General features: G+C 36.8%; 18 protein-coding genes. 10 read left to right on the top strand and 8 right to left on the bottom strand.

From position 1 onward, the window contains the following. Positions 1 to 21: 21 nt before the first annotated feature. The 4 genes from fucO to BUC21_RS01650 all read left to right on the top strand — a co-directional run bounded on the left by fucO (position 22) and on the right by BUC21_RS01650 (position 6,936). Positions 22 to 1,176, top strand: coding sequence for a lactaldehyde reductase (gene fucO / locus BUC21_RS01665; protein WP_073398825.1), 1,155 nt, complete (start codon positions 22 to 24; stop codon positions 1,174 to 1,176). Positions 1,177 to 1,453: 277 nt separating this feature from the next. After that, on the top strand, positions 1,454 to 3,640 hold the full coding sequence (locus BUC21_RS01660) for a beta-N-acetylglucosaminidase (RefSeq protein WP_073398824.1): 2,187 nt from the start codon (positions 1,454 to 1,456) through the stop codon (positions 3,638 to 3,640). 463 nt (positions 3,641 to 4,103) lie between these two features. Continuing rightward, entirely contained in the window at positions 4,104 to 5,771 is a 1,668-nt protein-coding gene (locus BUC21_RS01655) for a formate--tetrahydrofolate ligase (protein ID WP_073398768.1), read from the top strand. Positions 5,772 to 5,862: 91 nt separating this feature from the next. Next, a complete protein-coding gene (locus BUC21_RS01650) occupies positions 5,863 to 6,936 on the top strand; it encodes a glycoside hydrolase family protein (protein ID WP_245797041.1) in 1,074 nt (357 codons plus the stop codon). A gap of 360 nt (positions 6,937 to 7,296) precedes the next feature. On the opposite strand, the gene glyA is transcribed toward BUC21_RS01650, so the two are convergent. From glyA to pyrB, 5 genes are all read right to left on the bottom strand, one after another. Continuing rightward, positions 7,297 to 8,577 carry a serine hydroxymethyltransferase gene (gene glyA / locus BUC21_RS01645; protein WP_073398767.1) on the bottom strand — a complete coding sequence of 427 codons (1,281 nt, stop codon included), beginning with the start codon at positions 8,575 to 8,577 and terminating at the stop codon, positions 7,297 to 7,299. 108 nt (positions 8,578 to 8,685) lie between these two features. Beyond that, entirely contained in the window at positions 8,686 to 9,405 is a 720-nt protein-coding gene (locus BUC21_RS01640; protein ID WP_073398766.1) for a porin family protein, read from the bottom strand. A 2-nt stretch (positions 9,406 to 9,407) separates the two neighbouring features. Further along, positions 9,408 to 9,974 (bottom strand): flavin reductase family protein, encoded by a 567-nt coding sequence (locus tag BUC21_RS01635; protein WP_073398765.1) that lies wholly within the window; start codon positions 9,972 to 9,974, stop codon positions 9,408 to 9,410. Continuing rightward, the gene (gene pyrI, locus BUC21_RS01630; RefSeq protein ID WP_073398764.1) at positions 9,974 to 10,450 is read right to left on the bottom strand and encodes an aspartate carbamoyltransferase regulatory subunit; all 477 of its coding nucleotides are present in this window, start codon (positions 10,448 to 10,450) and stop codon (positions 9,974 to 9,976) included. Before pyrI ends, BUC21_RS01635 begins: the two co-directional genes overlap by 1 nt. A 52-nt stretch (positions 10,451 to 10,502) precedes the next feature. Beyond that, positions 10,503 to 11,432 carry an aspartate carbamoyltransferase gene (pyrB, locus tag BUC21_RS01625; protein ID WP_073398763.1) on the bottom strand — a complete coding sequence of 310 codons (930 nt, stop codon included), beginning with the start codon at positions 11,430 to 11,432 and terminating at the stop codon, positions 10,503 to 10,505. A 127-nt stretch (positions 11,433 to 11,559) separates the two neighbouring features. On the opposite strand from pyrB, the gene BUC21_RS01620 reads away from it, so the two are divergent. Continuing rightward, positions 11,560 to 13,905 carry a transglycosylase domain-containing protein gene (locus tag BUC21_RS01620; protein ID WP_073398762.1) on the top strand — a complete coding sequence of 782 codons (2,346 nt, stop codon included), beginning with the start codon at positions 11,560 to 11,562 and terminating at the stop codon, positions 13,903 to 13,905. A gap of 199 nt (positions 13,906 to 14,104) precedes the next feature. Here the strand turns inward: BUC21_RS01620 and BUC21_RS01615 are convergent, their stop codons facing one another. Beyond that, positions 14,105 to 14,482 carry a 2-amino-4-hydroxy-6-hydroxymethyldihydropteridine diphosphokinase gene (locus tag BUC21_RS01615; protein WP_073398822.1) on the bottom strand — a complete coding sequence of 126 codons (378 nt, stop codon included), beginning with the start codon at positions 14,480 to 14,482 and terminating at the stop codon, positions 14,105 to 14,107. A gap of 98 nt (positions 14,483 to 14,580) precedes the next feature. Between BUC21_RS01615 and kdsB the strand changes: the two genes are divergently transcribed. The 3 genes from kdsB (at position 14,581) to BUC21_RS01600 (ending at position 17,878) form a co-directional block, all read left to right on the top strand. Then, on the top strand, positions 14,581 to 15,339 hold the full coding sequence (kdsB, locus tag BUC21_RS01610) for a 3-deoxy-manno-octulosonate cytidylyltransferase (protein ID WP_073398761.1): 759 nt from the start codon (positions 14,581 to 14,583) through the stop codon (positions 15,337 to 15,339). Beyond that, entirely contained in the window at positions 15,329 to 16,615 is a 1,287-nt protein-coding gene (locus BUC21_RS01605) for a M16 family metallopeptidase (RefSeq protein ID WP_073398760.1), read from the top strand. Before kdsB ends, BUC21_RS01605 begins: the two co-directional genes overlap by 11 nt. An 87-nt stretch (positions 16,616 to 16,702) precedes the next feature. Further along, entirely contained in the window at positions 16,703 to 17,878 is a 1,176-nt protein-coding gene (locus BUC21_RS01600) for an MORN repeat-containing protein (RefSeq protein WP_073398759.1), read from the top strand. 82 nt (positions 17,879 to 17,960) lie between these two features. Here BUC21_RS01600 and BUC21_RS01595 read toward each other — a convergent pair whose 3' ends face one another. Beyond that, positions 17,961 to 18,899: a ribose-phosphate pyrophosphokinase gene (locus BUC21_RS01595; protein ID WP_073398758.1), complete on the bottom strand. Its 939-nt coding sequence runs from the start codon at positions 18,897 to 18,899 to the stop codon at positions 17,961 to 17,963. 147 nt (positions 18,900 to 19,046) lie between these two features. Here BUC21_RS01595 and BUC21_RS01590 point away from each other — a divergent pair, with 147 nt between their 5' ends. Together BUC21_RS01590 and BUC21_RS01585 are read left to right on the top strand one after the other, a co-directional pair. After that, positions 19,047 to 20,240, top strand: a complete 1,194-nt coding sequence (locus BUC21_RS01590) for a serine hydrolase (protein WP_175550458.1) — start codon at positions 19,047 to 19,049, stop codon at positions 20,238 to 20,240. A 109-nt stretch (positions 20,241 to 20,349) separates the two neighbouring features. Continuing rightward, positions 20,350 to 21,678: a DEAD/DEAH box helicase gene (locus tag BUC21_RS01585; RefSeq protein WP_073398756.1), complete on the top strand. Its 1,329-nt coding sequence runs from the start codon at positions 20,350 to 20,352 to the stop codon at positions 21,676 to 21,678. 208 nt (positions 21,679 to 21,886) lie between these two features. Here the strand turns inward: BUC21_RS01585 and BUC21_RS01580 are convergent, their stop codons facing one another. Beyond that, positions 21,887 to 22,231, bottom strand: coding sequence for a phage holin family protein (locus BUC21_RS01580; protein ID WP_083547534.1), 345 nt, complete (start codon positions 22,229 to 22,231; stop codon positions 21,887 to 21,889). Positions 22,232 to 22,319: the final 88 nt, after the last annotated feature.

The following is a 22,319-nucleotide window of genomic DNA, read 5'->3' as shown; positions in this document are numbered from 1 at the left end:
ATACTCTTAACAAAAAAATATATGAATAGAATTATTTTAAATGAAACTTCTTACTTCGGAGCCGGTTGCCGAAGTGTAATTGCTGTTGAGGCTGCACGTCGTGGTTTTAAAAAAGCTTTTTTTGTAACTGACAAAGATCTTATCAAGTTTGGTGTTGCTGCCGAAATTACAAAAGTACTTGAAAGCGCTAATATTCCTTATGAGCTTTACAGTGATGTAAAAGCAAATCCAACTATTGCTAATGTGCAGAATGGCGTTGCTGCTTTCAAAGAATCGGGTGCCGATTTTATAATCGCTCTTGGTGGTGGCTCTTCTATTGATACAGCTAAGGGTATTGGTATTGTAGTTAACAATCCTGAATTTGCTGATATTAAGTCTTTGGAAGGTGTGGCTGATACAAAGAATAAGGCTGTTCCTACTTTTGCATTGCCTACTACTGCAGGAACTGCTGCTGAGGTAACCATCAATTATGTGATTATTGATGAGGATGCAAAAAAGAAAATGGTGTGTGTAGATCCTAACGATATCCCTTCTGTTGCTATCGTTGACCCTGAATTGATGTATTCTATGCCTAAAGGTTTGACTGCTGCAACAGGTATGGACGCTTTAACTCACGCAATTGAAAGTTATATTACTCCAGGTGCATGGGCAATGAGCGATATGTTCGAAATCAAAGCAATTGAAATGATTGCTCAGAACCTGAAAGCTGCTGTTGATAATGGCAAGGATACTGTTGCTCGCGAAGCTATGTCTCAGGCACAATACATTGCAGGTATGGGATTCTCAAACGTAGGTTTGGGTATTGTTCACTCAATGGCTCACCCTCTAGGTGCATTCTATGATACTCCTCATGGTGTTGCTAATGCATTGTTATTGCCTTACGTTATGGAATACAACGCAGAATCTCCTGCTGCTCCAAAATACAAAGATATTGCTAAGGCAATGGGTGTAAATGTAGATGGCATGACTTGCGAAGAAGGCGTGAAAGCTGCTGTTGAAGCTGTTAAAGCTTTGTCTATCAGTATCAATATACCTCAGAAACTTAATGAAATTGGAGTGAAGGAAGAAGATATTCCTGCTCTTGCTGTTGCTGCATTCAATGATGTTTGTACAGGAGGAAATCCACGTCCAACTTCAATTGAAGATATCGAAAAGATCTATCGTAAGGCTTTCTAATTGCTATAGATCCTTTCTAACAATATAAGATTTTTATTATTCAGCCTTTAAATGGTATTTATATACTGTTTAAAGGCTGTTTTTTGTATCTGTCTTTTTATTAAATAATTAATTTAGTTTTGCTGCATAATTCTATCTTTTATAATAAATGCGCTTTTATTACTTCTTGTTTTTAAATTATATCATTAATAATATCCTTAATTATATTATATTTGTACTGTTAATTAATAATAGTAAAGAGAAACAAATGAATTTAATAAAAACAGTTACTGGAGTTATGGCTTGTGGATTTCTGTTCAATTCGGCATTGAATGCACAGGAAATAATGTTGCAACCTCGTCCGCAAGACATGAAGGTGATAGGTAAGTCTTTAACTCTGCCTGAGCATGTGCAATTAATAGGAGCAGACAATGCCGATACTGATGCAGTTAATATTCTGAAGGATTTATTTGCAGGAAGAATGGCCAAAAAAGGTTTTAAGGTTATTATCGGTGAAAAAGGTGATAAGGCTGTGAAGAAATATGCACGCTTGGTTCCTCAAAAACCGGAAGCGTATTACTTGAGCATTGATGATAAGAAACTTGTTTTGGTTGGCTCGGATGAACGCGGTACTTTCTATGGCATGCAGACAGTATCTCAGCTTCTCAAGGAAGGAAATCTTCCCCAGATTAATATCACAGACTATCCGGATGTTCGTTACCGCGGAGTTGTTGAAGGGTTTTATGGCAAACCCTGGAGCTATGAAGACCGTGTAAGTCAGCTGAAGTTTTACGGAACTAATAAATTAAATACATATATCTACGGCCCCAAGAATGATCCTTTTCATAGCTCGCCGAACTGGAGAAAGCCTTATCCACAGGAAGAGGCTGCACGGATGGCAGAACTTGTAAAGTTGGCAAAGAGTAACAAAGTGGACTTTGTATGGGCCATACATCCGGGACAGGATATTCGTTGGAATGATGAAGACCGTGAATTGCTTTTACAGAAGTTTGGTCAGATGTATGATTTGGGCATACGTTCTTTTGCAGTGTTTTTTGATGATATTTCCGGTGAAGGAACAGACCCGCTGAAGCAGGCTGAATTGCTGAATTATATAGATAATCAGTTCGTTAAAGTTAAGAAGGACGTAACTCCATTGGTGATGTGTCCTACTGAATATAATAAGAGTTGGGCAAATCTGGAGAAAGGTTATCTTAGAACTTTAGGCGAGAAGCTGAATCCTTCTATTCAGATAATGTGGACCGGCGATCGTGTGGTGGCCGATATTCATCGTGATGGTATGGACTGGATCAACACTCAGATTAAAAGACCGGCATATATATGGTGGAATTTCCCAGTTACGGATTATGTAAGAGATCATTTACTGATGGGACCGGTTTATGGTAACGATACAGATATTGCTCAAACAATGTCGGGTTTTGTTGCAAACCCAATGGAGCATGCCGAAGCCTCGAAAGTTGCTATTTATGGTGTGGCAGATTATACCTGGAACATGGAGAAATATGATCCTAATGCCGCATGGCAAGGTTCACTTAAGGCAATTATGCCAACCAATTACGAAGCTTTGCGTGTTTTTGCATCACACAATTCAGATCTTGGCGTTAACGGTCATAAATACCGTAGGGAGGAATCTGTAATAATCAAACCCGTAACTGAACGATTCCTGACTGCTTTCCAATCTGAAAGCGCATATCCGAAAGATGATTTTACTACGTTGGAACGTGAATTTAAAAGCATTGTTGTTGCATCCGATATTCTTTTGAGAAGTAAGGACAATGATCTCCTGATTAAAGATATTAATCCCTGGATAAAACAATTCGGATTGCTGGGACAAACCGGAGCAGCTGTAATGGATATGCTTCGCGATCTGGAAACATCTGATAAAGAGAGCTTCAAACTTGATTATTCTCTCGTAAAAGAACTCAAAGAACAGATGTTCGAGCTTGATGCCACCAATAATATTAATCCATGGCAACCGGGAGTGAAGGTTGGATCACTAGTCTTGGTGCCATTCGTGAATAATCTGTATGCTCAGGCAACAGAACGTTATAACAAACAATTTGGTGAGAATCTTGCAGTAGTCTATGATTATTGCCCTCATACTTTGCTAAGCAATATTTCTCAGGTGAAATCTTTGCCTTTGCAATTGAAGGAAAAAACAGTGAGTCTATCTCCTTCAAATGAAGTAATCAAAGCAGATAAAGATGCATTCATAACGATTCAACTATTGAAGGCAACGAAGCTTCGTTCGATAGAATTTAATGCAGGAAAAGCTAATCTCTTGCAATGGGGAGAGCTTCAGTTTACTACTGATGGTGAAAACTGGCAAGCTCTTGCTTGTGAACAGGATGGCGAACTGCTCAAGGCAACTATGGGCAAAGAGTCAGTAAAAGCTGTCCGCTTCCTGAATAAGAGTGGCGTGCCTCAGGAATTCTATTTGCGGAAATTCACGTTGGGACTATAACGGAAAGAAACAGTATGATTGAATAAACAATTGAAAGATTGTACCTATATTATATATGTAAAGGCTGTCTGGTAAAACTCCGGGCAGCTTTTTTTATTTCTTCCGTTAAGTTTTCTAATTATGATGTACATCAAACGTGTACTTTGATATACATCTAACACATGCTTTGATGTATATCAAAATATGCATTCAATGTACATCTAAAGAGAAATGTTACTTTGAATAAATGTTAATTAGCGGCCAGATATGTAATTTATCTCTTTTAAATTCTGCCATTATGCTTGCATTACTTCTTGATTCCCTCAATTTTGATTATTCAGATTTCGTTTTTTCTATTAAATTTATAATATGAGGGCCGTTATTATATATATTTGTAATATATAGTCGATATATATTCATTTTTTCATTATTTGTCATTCCCATTCGTTCTTTATTGTTAATTTTGCATTCTAAACGAATATATATGAAGACAGATATTGAAATAGCAAGAAGCGTTGAGCTAGACAAAATAAAGAAAGTAGCATGTAATGTGGGCATTCCTGTTGACGAGGTGGAGAATTATGGCCGTTACATTGCGAAAGTTCCAGTACATTTAATAAACGAAGATAAGGTAAAGAACAGTAATCTGATTCTTGTAACCGCTATTACTCCTACAAAAGCCGGTATTGGTAAAACAACAGTTTCAATAGGTCTTGCGTTAGGATTAAATAAAATAGGCAAGAAAGCAATCGTGGCGTTGCGCGAACCATCCCTTGGTCCATGTTTCGGTATGAAAGGTGGAGCAGCCGGTGGAGGATATGCGCAGGTGCTTCCAATGGAGAATATCAATCTTCATTTTACGGGAGACTTTCATGCTATCACTTCGGCGCATAACATGATTACCGCTTTACTCGATAATTATCTTTATCAGAATCAGGCTTCGGGATTTGGACTTAAAGATATTCTTTGGAAGCGTGTCCTTGATGTAAACGATCGTACTCTTCGGGATATAGTTACAGGTATTGGAGGAAAGGCAAACGGCATAACCCGTGAAGCCGGATTTGATATTACTCCTGCTTCCGAAATTATGGCTATCCTTTGTCTGGCAAGAGATTTAAAAGATCTTCGCCGTCGCATTGAGAATATCCTCCTTGGATACACTTACAACGATAAACCTTTTACAGTTAAAGATCTTGGGGTAGCAGGTGCCATTACCGTACTTTTAAAAGATACAATTCATCCCAACTTGGTTCAGACTACAGAAAATACAGCAGCCTTTGTACATGGCGGTCCTTTTGCTAATATTGCTCATGGTTGCAACTCTATTGTTGCAACAAAAATGGCTATGTCTTTTGGCGATTATGTAATTACCGAAGCCGGCTTCGGTGCCGATCTTGGTGCTGAGAAGTTCTTCAATATCAAGTGTCGTAAATCCGGATTGCAACCTAAACTGACAGTAATTGTTGCCACTGCTCAGGGGTTGAAAATGCATGGTGGAGTGAGCCTCGATAAAATCAAAGAGCCTAATCTGAACGGACTGTGTGAGGGATTAAAGAATCTGGATAAGCATATCAATAATATTCGCTCTTTTCATCAGAATGTAGTGGTAGCTTTTAATAAGTATAGCACAGACTCGGAAGAAGAAATAGCAATGGTACGTGAGTATTGTGAATGGGCAGGTGTGGGTTTTGCCGTAAACAATGCTTTTGCTCAAGGTGGCGAAGGAGCTGTTGAACTTGCAGAACTTGTGGCTCGTACTATTCAGGAAAAACCTTCTGCACCACTTACCTTTACTTATAAAGATGAAGATTCGGTACCCGAAAAGATTGAGAAAGTTGCTAAGAATATTTATGGTGCAAAAATGGTCACTTTCAGCAGTCAGGCAAATAAGATGCTAAAGCTTATAAAAGACATGGGCATTTCAGATTACCCTATCTGTATTGCAAAAACTCAGTACTCCTTCTCCGCAGATGATAAAGCTTATGGAGTTGCTACAGATTTTGAATTGCATATCCGTGATATTGTTATAAATAATGGTGCAGAGATGATTGTTGCTATTGCCGGAGACATAATGCGTATGCCGGGCTTACCAAAAGATCCTCAGGCAACACGAATAGATATTGTAAATGGCTTTATTGATGGATTGAGCTAACCAACATCAATTTCCGAATATAAAACAGCATAATGGGTGCAAATATTGAAGATCGGTCTTCATATATTTGCACCCATTAATTATTTAATACATGAAAATGAAAGACAAGTTTATATGGATTCTTTCATTTTTAATTTCTTTAGGTGCTTTGGCTCAAAATAAGCCGGATACCTTTAAGGATTTTAAAAAGAAAGATGTTTCAAAATTCTGTAAGTCTCTTACTCCAATGGGAAGAATCCTTGAAACAGAAGATTACTACGTGTGGTGTGTAGCTCCAATTTATGGACCGGATGGAAAGGTTCATGTGTTTTATTCCCGCTGGCCGGCTAAATATGGAATGGGAGGTTGGATTCATAAATCGGAAATTGCTCATGCCGTGGCCGATCGTCCTGAAGGACCGTATACTTATGTTGAAACAGTACTTGCGCCTCGTCCCGGATATTGGGATGCCACTACTTGTCATAATCCACATATCGAATACGTTGACGGCAAATATTGCCTTTTTTATATGGGTAATAGTAATGGAAAGACTAATACTAAGCGCATTGGACTAGCTACGGCTCCAACACTAAACGGTCCCTGGACCAGGAGTGATAAACCCCTGTTGGAAGCTGGCTCTGAAGGATCATGGGATGATCATTGCACAACAAATCCTGCATTTATCAAACATCCAAATGGAGAGTATTGGCTTTATTACAAATCCTGGAATAATGTAGATTATACTCAGGAGAAGAATGGTGTTAAAGGAAATCGTAAATATGGTCTGGCAATAGCAAAGAAGCTTGAAGGCCCTTATGTACGATACGAAGGTAATCCGCTGATTGACTTCTCTGTATACGGTAAAAACCAGCAAGTGGAGGATGCTTTTATTTGGTATCAGAAAGGTAAATTCAAAATGCTAATGCGCGATATGGGATTCTATAATCATACTGTCGGTCTTTATCTTGAGTCGAAAGATGGAATTCATTGGGGAAAACCTCAGATTGGCTGGTACGGAGCGGATGCATATCTGCAAGAACCTCCTGCACCCAAACATCTTACCCGTTATGGAAGATTTGAAAGGCCACAGATATTATTCAAAAACGGTAAACCGGCCTATATGTTTAATGCTATGCAAGGAGGTAAGTATATGACTGCTTCTGGCTTTGTATTTAAGATTAAGTAGAATCTTTATATTGCTTCTTAGTACAATATTTCTATTAAAGAATGTTTCGAGAAGATTCTGTTTTATCAGTAACATCATTGTTTAATCCCGAATAGGGAATTGCAGATTGCTTGATTATTATAGTCGCCCCTTAATAATTCAGAAATCAAAAATAAAGAGTTACTTTTAATCAGAAATATAATCACTTTTAAGGGACAACTATTTTATAATGACAAAAAAGAGGTTGGCCAAAAAGCAAAATTAAGTCTCTGAGAATTGAATATTTGAAAACGGTTTCATAGCTATCCCAAAGAAAAGGAATAAAAAAAGGGTTGTTCACTTTAAACAACCCTTTTTAATATAATTAGAAGCGGATAATCTTTAATAAGCAAATAATGGATATTTAGCCATTGTTTTGTTTACTCTTTCGCGAACTGAAGTAATAACTTCTTCATTTTCTACGTTAGAAAGAACTGTTTCAATCATTTCAGCTATTTCAATCATCAAGTCTTCCTTAGCACCACGAGTTGTGATAGCAGGAGTTCCTAAACGGATACCTGAAGTTTGGAAAGCAGAACGAGAATCGAATGGAACCATATTCTTGTTAACTGTGATATCTGCAGAAACCAAAGCTTTTTCTGCAACTTTACCAGTTAAATCAGGATATTTTTCACGTAAATCAACCAACATAGAGTGGTTATCTGTTCCACCAGAAATAATAGTGAAGCCTCTGTCAATTAAAGCCTGTGCTAAAACAGCAGCATTCTTCTTTACTTGTTTTTGGTATTCTTTGTATTCTGGTTGCAAGCATTCTCCAAAAGCAACAGCTTTAGCAGCGATTACGTGTTCTAGCGGACCGCCCTGGATTCCTGGAAATACTGCAGAATCAAGTAATTGAGACATCATTTTGATTTCTCCCTTTGGAGTTTTCTTTCCCCATGGATTAGGGAAATCTTCGCCCATTAAAATAACACCACCACGAGGACCGCGAAGAGTCTTATGTGTAGTAGAAGTTACAATGTGAGCCCATTTTAATGGATTTTCCAATAAACCAGCAGCAATAAGACCAGCAGGGTGAGCCATGTCGATCATTAAGATAGCTCCGATTTTATCAGCAATCTGACGCATACGTTTGTAATCCCATTCACGAGAATATGCAGAACCACCACCAATAATCATCTTAGGTTTTTCACGAAGTGCTACTTCTTCCATCTGATCATAGTCTACGCGACCAGTTTCTTTGTTTACATTATATTCGCAAGGAGTATAAATTAAACCAGAAGTATTCACTAAAGAACCGTGAGAAAGGTGACCACCGTGTGCCAGATTTAATCCCATAAACTTATCTCCAGGGTTCAATACAGCAAGGAATACGGCAGCATTAGCCTGAGCTCCTGAGTGTGGTTGAACATTTGCCCATTCAGCCCCAAAGATTTCTTTTAATCTGTCAATAGCCACTTGTTCGCTTTGGTCAACTACTTCACAACCGCCATAATAACGTTTGCCAGGATAGCCTTCTGCGTACTTATTTGTTAGGCAAGATCCCATTGCTTGCATAACCTGGTCACTAACAAAATTTTCTGATGCAATCAGCTCGATACCTTTGAGCTGTCTTTGATGCTCTTTTTCGATAATATCGAAAATTAAATCGTCTCTTTTCATTCTAAGTATGATGATAATAAGTGTTTTTACTCGAGATTCTTTATTAAGCGCACAAAATTAGCCAAAAAAAAGAGAAATTAAAAGTTTATAGCGATAAAAAAAAGAAGATTAAAAGATTACTCCTAGCGAAAAACTGAGTAAATTACTTCTTCTTTTGAAAATTATATTGGCTACTTCTTCTGTTCCATCAGAGTTTGATTCTATGTAAGTGACAGATTTAGAGATGTTTCTTAATCCTACTTCATATCTGAAATCAAAGAATATATTTGAAATATTCACTCCAACTCCGGCAACAGCATTCATGTTTACAGGATAAAGCTTCTCTTTAATCCCTTCCTGGTCGAAATTGGTAAACTCCAGTTTACTTTTACTGTTCAATATATATTTGAATTTTGGTCCAAAAAAGAATGCCATGCCGTAAGGTCCCTCTTTTATAAAATTGTATCCGTAAAGCAGTGGCATTTCAATAGTGTGGATGGTAGAATTTACACTGGCATAATCTGGTTCAATATCTGGATGTTGAGAACCTCTTTTATCAAAAGAAATCTCGGATTTACTCACATGATAAGAAAGTTCGGGCTCTATGAAATGCTTTTTCATGTTTATTCTAAGAAATATGGCTCCAAAATGCCCTACCTTATAATTATTCTGGACTTCATTGATTGTTATATCTTTTATTTTAAACTCATCAATATAGTACATTGATGCATTAAAGCCTCCTTTTATACCAAAGTTGACTTTATTTTCATGCGTATTTTTTACGTCTTCCTGTGCAAAGCAAGAAAAACTCCATCCTAAAACAAATAAAAATAAGGCTATTTTCTTCATGCTTATTTCTTTTTCTCAACGGACCAGCCGAATTTGCCTAAATTTTCTCCCAGATCAAAATAATTGCCGTGTACATAAACCAAAGGATTGCTTTTTGAAAACTCAAATTTACCAGTTTTATCATTCAAGTATTTCTCATCAGCCTTTACATTCACAACTTCGGATATAAACATATCATGCGACCCCAGAGATATAATTTCCTTAACCCTGCATTCAATACAAAGGGGAGATTCTTCAATGATTGGAGCGTTAACCACGGATGCTTTTCCTGGAGTAAGTTTCATTTCCGAGAACTTATTGAAATTCTTTCCGGAGCGAACTCCACACCAGTCGGTTGCAAAAGCCATGTCCTTTGTAGTTAGATTAATGACAAATTCCATGTTCTTCTTTAGTATGGGATAGGAGTGGCGTTCTGGACGAACAGAAATATAGCACATAGGTGGATTAGTACAAATAGTACCAACCCATGCAACTGTAATAATGTTATATTCACTTTCCTCGCTGCCACAGCTAACCAATACTGCTGGTAACGGATAAATCATTGTTCCCGGTTTCCAGTCCTGCTTCATTATAATGTTCTACGTTGCAATAATACAATATCTTCTTTCTTCAGCTCTTTTTCGCAATAATGGCATTTGAAAACTCCATTTTCTTTATTTACCATTTTAAAAAGAGTTGGCATAGGTTCATTGTTGGTAATGCACTTTGGATTTGCACACTTTACAATACCTTTCAGCTCATCGGGCATATTAACTTCCTTCTTTTCAACTACTTCATAATTGCGGATTATGTTCAGTTTAACATGAGGTGCGACCACTGATATGCGGTTAACTTCTTCATCATCAAAGAACTTATCTGCTATTTTTATAATCCCTTTCTTTCCTAGCTTGTTACTATTCAGATTATAACCAATGGTGATCTTGCTATCCATCTGTTCTAGTCCTAATAATGAAACAACAGTAAATAGTTTATTTGTTGGTATATGATCTATTACAGTGCCGTTCTTCAGAGCTGCTACCTGTAGTGCTTGTCTTATTTCGCTCATTGAATTAAATGATTGATTAATAATAAAAAATTAATAAATGATGATACAGACTCTATTCTTTAATATCATCCAAAGTAATGCCAAGAACGTCGCATATAATAGCCTGACGGGCAAATAATCCGTTGCGGGCTTGTTGGAAATAATATGCTTTTTCATTGTCATCCACATCATAAGCAATCTCGTTTACTCTAGGAAGTGGGTGAAGAATACGAAGATTAGGACGTGTTTTTTCAAGCATTTTATTTCTTAAAATATATACGTTCTTCACACGTTCATACTCCATTAAGTCTGTAAATCGCTCACGCTGAACACGAGTCATATATAAAATGTCGGCATCTGCAATAATATCTTCAGTAAAATCTGTATGCTCTACATATTTAATGTTGTTCTCATTGCAATAAATTTTATATTCTTCAGGCATTTTCAATTCATCAGGAGCAATGAAATGGAAAGTAGGATTAAAGTGGCGCATAGCCATCAGTAAAGAGTGAACGGTGCGCCCGTATTTTAAATCACCTACCAGGAATATATTCAGGTTTTCTAATGTTCCCTGAGTTTTTTGGATGGAGTAAAGATCCAACATTGTTTGGGAAGGATGTTGATTAGCTCCGTCACCAGCATTTATAATAGGTATAGGAGCAACTTCGCTTGCATATCTGGCAGCTCCTTCCAGATGATGACGCATTATTATCAGGTCGGCATAGTTGCTAACCATCATTATTGTGTCTTTTAGTGTTTCGCCTTTCGAAGAACTTGTAGTTGAAGCATCTGAAAATCCAATAACACGTCCTCCAAGTCTGTTTACAGCAGTTTCAAAACTCAATCTGGTACGAGTAGATGGCTCAAAAAAAAGGGTTGCTACAACTTTTCCATCCAGTATTTTTCGGTTTGGATTGTTCTCGAACTGCTTTGCCATCTCTAGAAGGTAGAGGATTTTCTCTTTTGAATGCTCGGCAATAGTCACTAAACTTCTATTTTCCATATTCTTATCTATTTATCATTGAATGTACAATACGGAGCGTAAAGGTAGAGAAAAAAATGATTATTGGAAAGTTCTTTTAATTAAAAGATTTATTATAATTTTGCGCTGAAACTTATATATTGAAAAAATGAATCAAGGCGAAGTAAAAAGTGCTCCGAGATCTATAAAAAGGCTTGTCCGATGGCTGTGGATAGCGTTCGGAACATTTGTGGTTTTATGTTCTGTTCTCTTTTGTTTTATTGCTTGGGGATGGATTGGTTATATGCCCGAAGTTGATGAATTAGAAAATCCTAATTATAAATTTGCTTCAGAAATTCTTTCGAGTGATGGAAAAACTCTTGGAACATGGTCTTTGAGTAAGGAAAATAGAGTCTATGTTGGCTATAAAGATATGTCGCACTCGTTGATAGATGCTTTAATTGCTACCGAAGATGTTCGTTTCGAAGAACATTCCGGTATTGATATCCGAGCATTGGGACGCGCTATAGTAAAACGTGGAATCTTTTTGCAGAAAAATGCTGGTGGAGGTAGTACCATTACTCAGCAACTGTCCAAACAACTTTACTCTCCGGGTGCCGGAAACTTTATGGAACGTTTGTTTCAGAAACCTATTGAGTGGGTTATAGCAGTAAAGCTGGAACGTTACTATACAAAAGAAGAGCTTCTTACTATGTATTTTAATAAGTATGATTTTGGTAATAACGCTGTAGGTATTAAAACGGCTGCGAATACTTATTTCTCAAAAGATCCTGCAGATCTGACAATTGAAGAAGCTGCTACCTTGGTAGGTATGTGTAAAAACTCATCTCTATTCAATCCTGTGCGCCGTAGAGAGCTTGTAGAGCAACGTAGAAATGTGGTGCTTGATCAGATGAGAAAGGCTGATTATATTACTGAGGAAGAAAGAGATTCTTTAATGCAAATCCCTTTAAGGCTTAAATTTCATCGTGTAGACCATAAAGAAGGTCTGGCAACTTACTTCCGTGAATATCTTCGAATAATAATGACGGCAAAAGAGCCTCACAGAGAAGATTATGCATCATGGCAAACTCAGAAGTTTTATGAAGACTCTTTAGCTTGGGAAAATAATCCTCTTTACGGATGGTGCTCTAAGAATAGAAAGAAAGATGGAACCAGCTATAATATTTATACGGATGGTTTAAAGATCTATACTACAATTGATTCTCATATGCAACAGTATGCTGAAGAAGCTGTAGAAGAACATGTAGGACATTATTTGCAACCACTTTTCTTTAAAGAAAAAAGAGGGAAAAGTACTGCTCCATTCACAAATCAGTTGACAAGGGAACAGGTGAAAGATATTATGATGCGCTCTGTGCGACAGTCGGAACGATATAACACAATGAGAAATGCAGGATATTCAGAAAGTGATATCCTTAAAGCATTTAAAACTCCGGAACAAATGTCTGTGTTTACCTGGCATGGAGTGAAAGATACTGTGATGACTCCAATGGACTCGATCAAATATTATAAATTCTTCCTGAGAGCCGGATTTATGTCGATGGATCCAACTTCAGGAGCGGTGAAAGCTTATGTTGGTGGACCGAATTATGCATTCTTCCAATATGACATGGCTGAAGTAGGACGTCGTCAGGTCGGATCAACAATTAAACCTTTCCTTTACGCACTTGCTATGGAAAATGGTTTCACTCCTTGCGATGTTACCCGTAATGTACCTCAAACTCTAATTACTGCTGCTGGAGAATCATGGACTCCACGTAATACTTCCAGCAAGAGATATGGAGAGATGGTTACTCTTAAATGGGGACTTGCAAATTCAAATAACTGGATTTCTGCTTATCTTATGAGTAGATTAAACGCTTCTTCTTTAGTACGTTTAATTCATCGTTTTGGAGTGAAGAACCGTAATATAGTAGCTAGTCCTTCTCTTTGTTTAGGACCTTGTGAAATATCTGTTGGAGAAATGGTAAGCGCTTATACCGCTTTTGTAAATAACGGACTTCGCTGTGAACCCATGTTAGTTACTAAAATAGAAGATAATGAAGGCAATGTGATAGCAACATTCCATCCGCAAATGGAGGAAGTAATTAGTGCATCCAGTGCATCTAAAATGTTGACTATGTTGCGTGCGGTTATTAATGAAGGTACAGGTATGAGAGTGCGTCGTTATACTAGTGCAGATGTAGGAGGTAAAACAGGAACAACTCAACGTAACTCAGATGGATGGTTCGTAGGGTTTACTCCAAAGCTTGTTACCGGATGTTGGGTAGGAGGTGAAGATCGTGATATTCACTTCGATACAATGTTCTATGGACAAGGAGCTGCAATGGCACTTCCTATTTGGGGTATTTTTATGAAAAAGGTGTTTGCAGATAAGTCTTTAGGATATTCAGAATCGGATGTTTTCCCGTATTTAAACAATAATGTTTGCGGTAATGACTCTATTCCTGCAAACTCTCCGGGAGGTATTGATAGTATATTCTCTGAATAAGGATTAGTTCTAAATAACAGTTACAGGTTTCTGTGACAAAAAATAAATCGAGTAGGAAGAAAATAAAATAGTTTTCTTTCTATTCGATTACTTTTTTAGACATATATCTGAGATCCTTTTTTAATATTCAAATCTAAAAGGTCTGATTTTACTTTCTGATTTTTCTTTTTATAACCCAAAACGATTAAAAGAAAGTTGATTAAAGTTCGAACTCTTTTAATCCTTCAATAATAAAATCTTTCTTCATATCGTTTTCCTTCAGTACTAGATTATCATAGATCAGTAAATCAATATCCAACTTAATTATCCCATCTATTTTATCAGCAGGCAAACGACCGGCTTGAGATTCAATTTTCTTAAAGATATTTTTCACTTCATCAATTGATAATGTAGTAGAGCATTTAGCCAGTTGGTTTGTGAAATGAGCTGGGTTCAACATTCCAATGGGAATTGTATCTTGTTCTTTCCCTAAATATATATCCTGGAAATGAATGGATAATTCTTTTTGTGCTAGTTTGATATTAACATCTCTATTGGTGTTAGAACCAATGGATATAAGGCATCTATGTTGTTTCATAACTTTCATTTTGGAGACAAAATAACAGTAAAAAGAGTGTATTACCAAATAATTTTGTACTTTTGAAACTTTGAACAGATTTAAAAGGATATATCATAATGAAATATATTGGAATAATACCGGCAAGATATGCTTCTACTCGTTTCCCCGGTAAACCTTTGGCTATATTAGGCGGCAAAACAGTTATTCAAAGAGTATATGAACAAGTACGCGACTGTCTGGATGAGGCTTATGTTGCAACTGATGATGAAAGGATAGAACTGGCTGTAAAAGCTTTTGGCGGTAAAGTTGTTATGACGTCAGATCAGCATAAGAGTGGAACAGATCGTTGTTATGAAGCTTTCACTAAAGTTGGCGCAGGATTCGATGTTGTAGTTAATATTCAAGGAGATGAACCATTTATACAACCCTCTCAACTGGAATCTATAAAAGCTTGTTTTGATGATGCTTCTACTCACATTGCCACACTGGTTAAACCATTTTCATCTGATGATGAATTTCAGGTTTTGGAGAATGTGAATTCGCCTAAAGTTGTGGTAAACAAGAACTGGAATGCTTTATATTTCAGTCGTTCAATTATTCCATTTACAAGAAATCATGATAAGACTGATTGGTTGAAACATCATACTTATTATAAACACATTGGTTTATATGCTTATCGTGCAGACGTTTTGAAAGAAATCACCTCTTTGCCTCAATCATCACTTGAATTAGCTGAGTCTTTGGAACAACTTCGCTGGCTGGAAAATGGTTATACCATAAAAGTTGGTATTACAGATGTTGAAACCATTGGAATAGATACACCTGAGGATTTAATGAAAGCTGAATTATTTTTAAAGAAACAAAATGCTGAATAGAAAGATTCAACCAGAGATAAAAGCTATAGAACAGATATCTATTGCTGTTCCTCAGAGAAAAACAATGTCGAATGGTATACCTCTTAATGTTATTGAAGCAGGCAATCAGGATGTTGTAAGAGTCGATATACTTATTGGTGCAGGTAAATGGCATCAAACTCAGTTGTTGCAGACACTCTTTACAAACAGAATGTTAAGAGAAGGTACTAAGCGTTTTACCTCAGCTGAAATAGCAGAGAAGTTAGATTATTATGGAGCCTGGCTCGAGCTATCTACTTCTATGGAGTATTCTTACATAACATTGTACTCTCTGAATAAGTACTTTGCCAATACATTGGAAATTGTTGAGTCTATAGTAAAGGAACCGGTTTTTCCTGAGAAGGAACTCAGTACGGTTGTTGAAACCAACAAACACCAATTTCTTATTAATAGCACAAAAGTTGAATACCTGGCTCAAAAAAGCTTTGCAAGTTCAATCTTTGGTGAAGAGCACCCCTGTGGTCGTTTTGCTATAGAAGCAGATTATGATAAAGTTACTTCTGATTGTCTTAAGGAATTCTATTATCAGTATTACCATTCGGGGAATTGTAGCATTTATATTTCAGGAAAGGTTACAGATGAAATATTAAATCTGTTAGAGAACAGCTTTGGTAAAGAGTCTTGGGGGAAGATTGAGAACAAAGTGCTTACATTGCCTGCAGAAATTAAAACAACCTCTTTAAAACGAGTTTTCACGGAACAGGATTCTGCGATGCAAAGCTCAATAAAAATGGGAAAGGTGATGATTCAAAGAACTCATCCGGATTATTATAAAATGAGAGTTCTGATCACAATCTTTGGAGGATATTTTGGCAGTAGACTTATGTCTAATATTCGTGAAGATAAAGGGTATACGTATGGTATCTCTTCGGGAATAGCTTCATATCCTGATGCCGGGGTTTTTGTTGTTTCCACTGAGGCTGCTAATGAGTATGCTGAAGATATTATTAAAGAGGTTTATAATGAAATGAAAACCTTGCAGACTGAATTAGTTCCCGCATCTGAACTAGAAATGGTTAGGAATTATATGTTGGGGGAAATGTGTCGCAGTTATGAAGGTCCATTCTCTTTATCGGATGCCTGGATGTTTATTCAGACTTCACATTTATCCGATTCTTATTTTGAAGAATCGCTAAAAGCTGTTCAAAATGTTACAGCTGAAGAACTTAGATCTTTGGCTCAAAGATATTTTAATCAGGAAAATATGATAGAAGTTGTTTCTGGCAAAAAACTTTAAAATTATAACAAAACCTAATAAATAGCATCTCTTCGTTGTATAATTATTATATTTGTCTGATGTAATTAAATAAAACACCTATCTACTATGCGTAAATATATATATATATCTTTCTTTTTTTTCTCTGTAGCTACAACTTCTCAGGCACAGGGAGTTGGTGGTTTTTTCTCTAAAATAAAGGAAGCTATAGCTCCTTCATCTGAAATAAAGATTGGCAATTTTACTTTTAAGGATGGTTCCGTTTATACTGGTGAACTTCAAAAAGGAAAGCCTAATGGAAAAGGTAAAACAGTCTTCAAGAATGGAGATGTATATGAAGGTGAGTATGTAAACGGAAGGCGTCAGGGATATGGCGTTTATTCTTTTGTTGATGGTGAAAAATATGAAGGACAATGGTTCCAGGATCAACAACACGGGAAAGGAACTTATTATTTTATGAATAATAACCGTTACGAAGGAATGTGGTATACCGATTATCAGCAAGGTGATGGAACTATGTACTACTATAATGGTGATGTATATACAGGAAACTGGGCTAATGATAAACGTGATGGTAAGGGAGTTTATACCTGGAAAAACGGAGCTAAATATGAAGGTGACTGGAAAGCTGACAAGAAAAACGGTAAAGGTACTTTAGTTTGGGAAGATAAATCAAAATATGAAGGCGACTGGAAAGATAATGTACGTTGGGGAACCGGGACTTATTATTACCCTACAGGCGATAAATATTCGGGTGATTGGGTAAATGATATTCAGGATGGCCATGGAACCTATTTTTTCCATAGCGGAGAAAAATATGAAGGTGATTATTTAAAAGGAGAACGTACAGGAAAAGGAGTATTTACCCTTGCAAATGGTGATAAGTACCAAGGTGATTTTAAAGAAGGTATGCAACACGGACAAGGAACTTTTACCTGGAGCAATGGAGCAGTATACACCGGACAGTGGCTCAATAATCAAAGAAACGGACGAGGTACGTATATTTGGGGTAATGGAGATAAGTATGAAGGCGACTGGAAAAATAACATCTATGATGGGCAAGGAGTACTAATATTGAAAGATGGTACTAAGTACAAAGGTGGATTTGTTAGAGGAATGCAAGAAGGATCGGGTGTACAGGAAGATAAAGATGGAAACCGTTACGAAGGCTTCTTTAGACAAGGAAAAAAAGATGGCCCTTTTGTGGAATTCGATAAAGACGGAAATGTTCTAAGACGAGGATCTTATAAATTTGGTGTGATAGATAACGTAGAAAAGAAGTAATTCTTAGAATAATTAAATAAGAAATGCCGATGTGAGGATAATCAACACATCGGCATTTTATTTTATAGATATATCTTATTTATCAGATAATATACTGTGAACTGATAGATTGGTTGTTGTATACTCTACGGATTGTGTTAGCAAACATATCAGCGATTGATAACTGTCTTACTTTTACACCTCCCTTAGTATATGGAATACTGTTTGTGAAAACCATTTCTGTAAGGGCTGAGCTTTGTACACGATCTGTTGCAGGACCAGACATTACACAGTGGCTGGCAATAGCACGAACAGAAAGAGCTCCGGCTTCTAACATAATATCGGCAGCTTTGGTAATAGTTCCGGCTGTATCTACAATGTCGTCAATCAGAATAACGTTCTTACCTTTTACATCACCAATAATCTGCATAGAGGCTACTTCGTTGGCTTTGATACGTGACTTGTTACACAATACCAGTGGCACACCTAAATATTTTGAGTAGGAGCTTGCTCTCTTAGAACCGCCAACATCTGGAGTTGCGATAACTAATTCGTCAAGATCTAAAGACTCAATGTAAGGTAAAAAGACTCCTGATGCATACAAGTGGTCTACTGGTACGTCAAAGAAACCTTGAATTTGATCTGCATGCAAATCCATAGTTATCAGACGGTCGATGCCGGCTACAGTTAGCATGTCGGCTACTAGTTTTGCTCCGATTGCAACACGTGGTTTATCTTTTCTATCTTGGCGGGCCCATCCAAAATAAGGAATTACAGCAACAATGCTTTTTGCTGATGCGCGTTTAGCTGCATCAATCATTAGCAATAGTTCCATTAAGTTGTCTGAGTTTGGGAAGGTAGATTGTACTAGAAAGAGATGTGAACCTCTAATGGATTCTTCGTAAGAAACAGAAAATTCCCCATCTGCAAAGTGGGTAATATTCATTTTTCCGAGAGGGCAGCCGAGGCTTTCACAAATTTTCTCTGCTAGGTATCTGGAATTGGTGCCAGAAAATACCATAAAAGGTGCTTTTTCGCTCATTTTGTAATTGAATTACCTTTGTATTAATTTGCTTGCAAAGGTATGAATTATCGGCGCAAAATAAAAGACTTATTGTATAAAATGTGTTTTCTTCTGGATAAAATTCCGAATAATTCCTTAGCTTTGCCTTTAAATATACTTTGGAATATGCTAAAAATCAGAATGTTATTGCTATTAATTATTTTTTTATTTAATGTGGCATATTGCCCGGCTCAGATTTATAAATTAGGTGATCCATCATTGCTAAATAGCTTAATGGAGAAGGATGACTTCTTTAAACCTTACTTAAACGATGCCGAAAAATATGAAATTCAGATTATCTACACGCAGATTGATCGTGATAGCCAGCAACACCCTACCTTTACCCAATATAGTTATCAGTTGAACAGTAAACGATTCTTCAATCCCGCTAGTCTGGTTAAATGGCCTTTAATCTTATTAGGAATGGAGAAGGTCAATAATCTGAATCGGGATTATGGGACTACCATTTATAATAAAGTAGAGTTTACTGGAAATCCGGACAGTACAACAAATATAAAGACCGATTATCTGGCTCACGATAAAACTCCCCGGTTGGCTAACTATATTAAGGAAATGATTTTGGTCAGTGATAATGATGCTTATAATCGTATGTATGACTTCTTAGGACAGGAATACATCAATATGCGTTTGTTGGAAATGGGGTATGATTCTATTCGGGTAATGCTAAGGTTCGACAATAGTAATCGTATGCAAAACAGAACAACTCCTGCGGTTAACTTTTATGATGATAAAGATTCGCTTATCTATAAACAACCGGCTGCTACTAATCCTGTTCAGTTGTCGAATCCTTTAGGAGCAATTATAAAAGGTGGGAGAGACTATTCTTATTTTAATAACGTTCCTTTGCAGGATGTAAATGATATGATGCTTTATGTATTCTTCAGAGATGTTGCTCCATTTAAGAAAAGCTTTAATTTAACAGAAAAGGATTACGAGTTATTGTATAAGTACACGGCAATGTATCCACGCGAAAGCGAGTTTCCTTTATTTAAGAAAAACAAGCGTAAATATCCGGTTCACCTCAAAAAGTACCTTTATTATGGAAAGAATTCCGTTTTGCCTGATTTACCGGGATTAAGAATTCACAATATGGTAGGGGAGTCTCACGGTACATTATCTGATGTGGCTTATTTTGTGAATACAAAAACCGGTATTGAATTTATGCTTTCGGCAGTTATTAATACTTGTGATGGGAAAATTACTCCGGCAAACTATCATTATAAAGATATCGGACAGCCTTTTCTCAGAAAACTAGGCCGTACTATATATGAATATGAAAAGCAAAGACGTAAGCATTGACCTGCTTATGTGAGTATTATTGTCCTATTCTCCATAAATAGACCCTATATTATAGTGTTTTATGAAATTACATACTTCTTCTTTTTAATAAATAGCGTATTTTTGCAGCATGAATATGAAACAAGAACTAATAGAACAAGCTCTTAAGAGTTTAAAGATAGAGCATCTAAACCCGATGCAGGAAGCCTCTCTAAGGGCAAATAGTCAGGGGAAGGATGTTATTTTACTGTCTCCAACCGGATCCGGAAAGACATTGGCGTATTTGCTTCCTTTACTACAAGAGTTAAACCCCGAAAATAATACGATACAGAGTCTGGTACTCGTGCCTTCTCGCGAACTGGCTTTGCAGATTGAAACGGTTTTCAAATCAATGAATACTGGATTTAAAACCTGTTGTTGTTATGGCGGACACCCTATCTCGGATGAAAAGAAAAGCATTTTGGGTAATCATCCTGCTATTATTATAGGTACTCCTGGACGTATCAATGATCACCTGAATAAAGGAAACTTTAATCCGGATACAATCCATACATTGGTAATTGATGAGTTCGATAAGTCTCTGGAGTATGGTTTTCAGGATGAGATGGCCGAGATTATAGCTCAACTACCCGGCTTAAAAAAACGCATACTTCTTTCGGCTACAGATGCAGAAGAAATTCCAGATTTTACCGGACTGAATGAAACTATAAAACTAGATTTCCTTGTTCCGGAAGATGACTCTGTTCGCCTTAAGATGATGAAAGTGCTTTCTCCCGATAAGGATAAGCTGGAAACTTTGTTCCGTCTGCTTTGTACAATGGGAAGCAGTTCTACAATTGTTTTCTGCAACCATCGTGATGCGGTAGAAAGAGTCAGTGACTATCTATATTCAAAAGGACTTTATAATGAATATTTCCACGGAGGAATGGAGCAACCCGATCGTGAACGAGCTTTGTATAAATTCCGAAACGGTAGTTGTCATGTGTTTGTCTCAACAGACTTGGCTTCACGTGGACTGGATATTCCGGAAATAGAAAATATTATTCACTATCATATCCCTATAAACGAGGATGCATTTATTCATCGCAATGGTAGAACTGCCCGCTGGGATGCTGAAGGTACTTCATATATAATACTGAATGAAGATGAAACTCTTCCTGCTTATGTAACAGATGAACCCGAAGTTTTTGAATTACCGGCAAAAACAGCCCGTCCTGCTCAGCCGCTTTGGGTTACCTTATATATAGGTAAAGGGAAAAAAGATAAAGTGAACAAAATTGATATTGTTGGTTTTCTTTATAAGAAAGGTAAGCTGACGAAAGAAGATGTAGGTCAGATAGACGTAAAAGAGCATTTTGCCTTTGTTGCTATCCGCCGCTCAAAGCTGAATCAGACACTTAACCTTATTCAGGGAGAGAAAATAAAAGGTATGAAAACCAAGATTGAAGAAGCAGATTAATTTATTTCTGAATCCTTTATTTTTCCTATATACAAAACAAGAGGGTGTCAAAAAGTATTTGGCACCCTCTATTTATCTGTATCCCTAATGGGGGCTAGAATCAATTATCCGATTCTACAAGAGGCAATTTAAACTTCTTAGAAACTTTCTTGTTTTGTACAGAAGAATGCAATCTTCTATACAGCGCTGAATTAGTTATTCCTTTTATCTATTTCTTCTTTCTAAAGTAACGGTGCAGTATCCAGTTTGCTACGGTTACAATAACGCTGAACATTATTACGGTTCCTAAGCTGGTAACAGAGAAACTATCCATAAACCAGTCCACCATAACAAGTATACCCCCGTTAATTATCAGCAAGAATAGTAATATGGTAAGTAGAGTGGGAATAATTGAAAGAAGTTCAAGAGCCGGCTTCACAATAATGTTGAATATACCCAAAAGTATCGCCAGTAAAATACCAGTCCAGATGCTTCCAATTTCTATACCGGGCAAAAGTATAAGTACCAAATAGGTTACTATTACTGATGAAAAAAAGTTCATAGTCATTTTCATTGCTTGTCTCCTTTCTAATAAAAAAAACGAATATCTATAAGCAATTGTTCAACAGAATATCGATATTGCATTTTATTGCATGATATAT

The organism is Bacteroides luti (assembly GCF_900128905.1).
GTDB classification, from domain to species: Bacteria; Bacteroidota; Bacteroidia; order Bacteroidales; family Bacteroidaceae; genus Bacteroides; species Bacteroides luti.
Note: the sequence above shows the minus strand (reverse complement) of the source record. Positions and strands in the feature narration are given on the sequence as shown.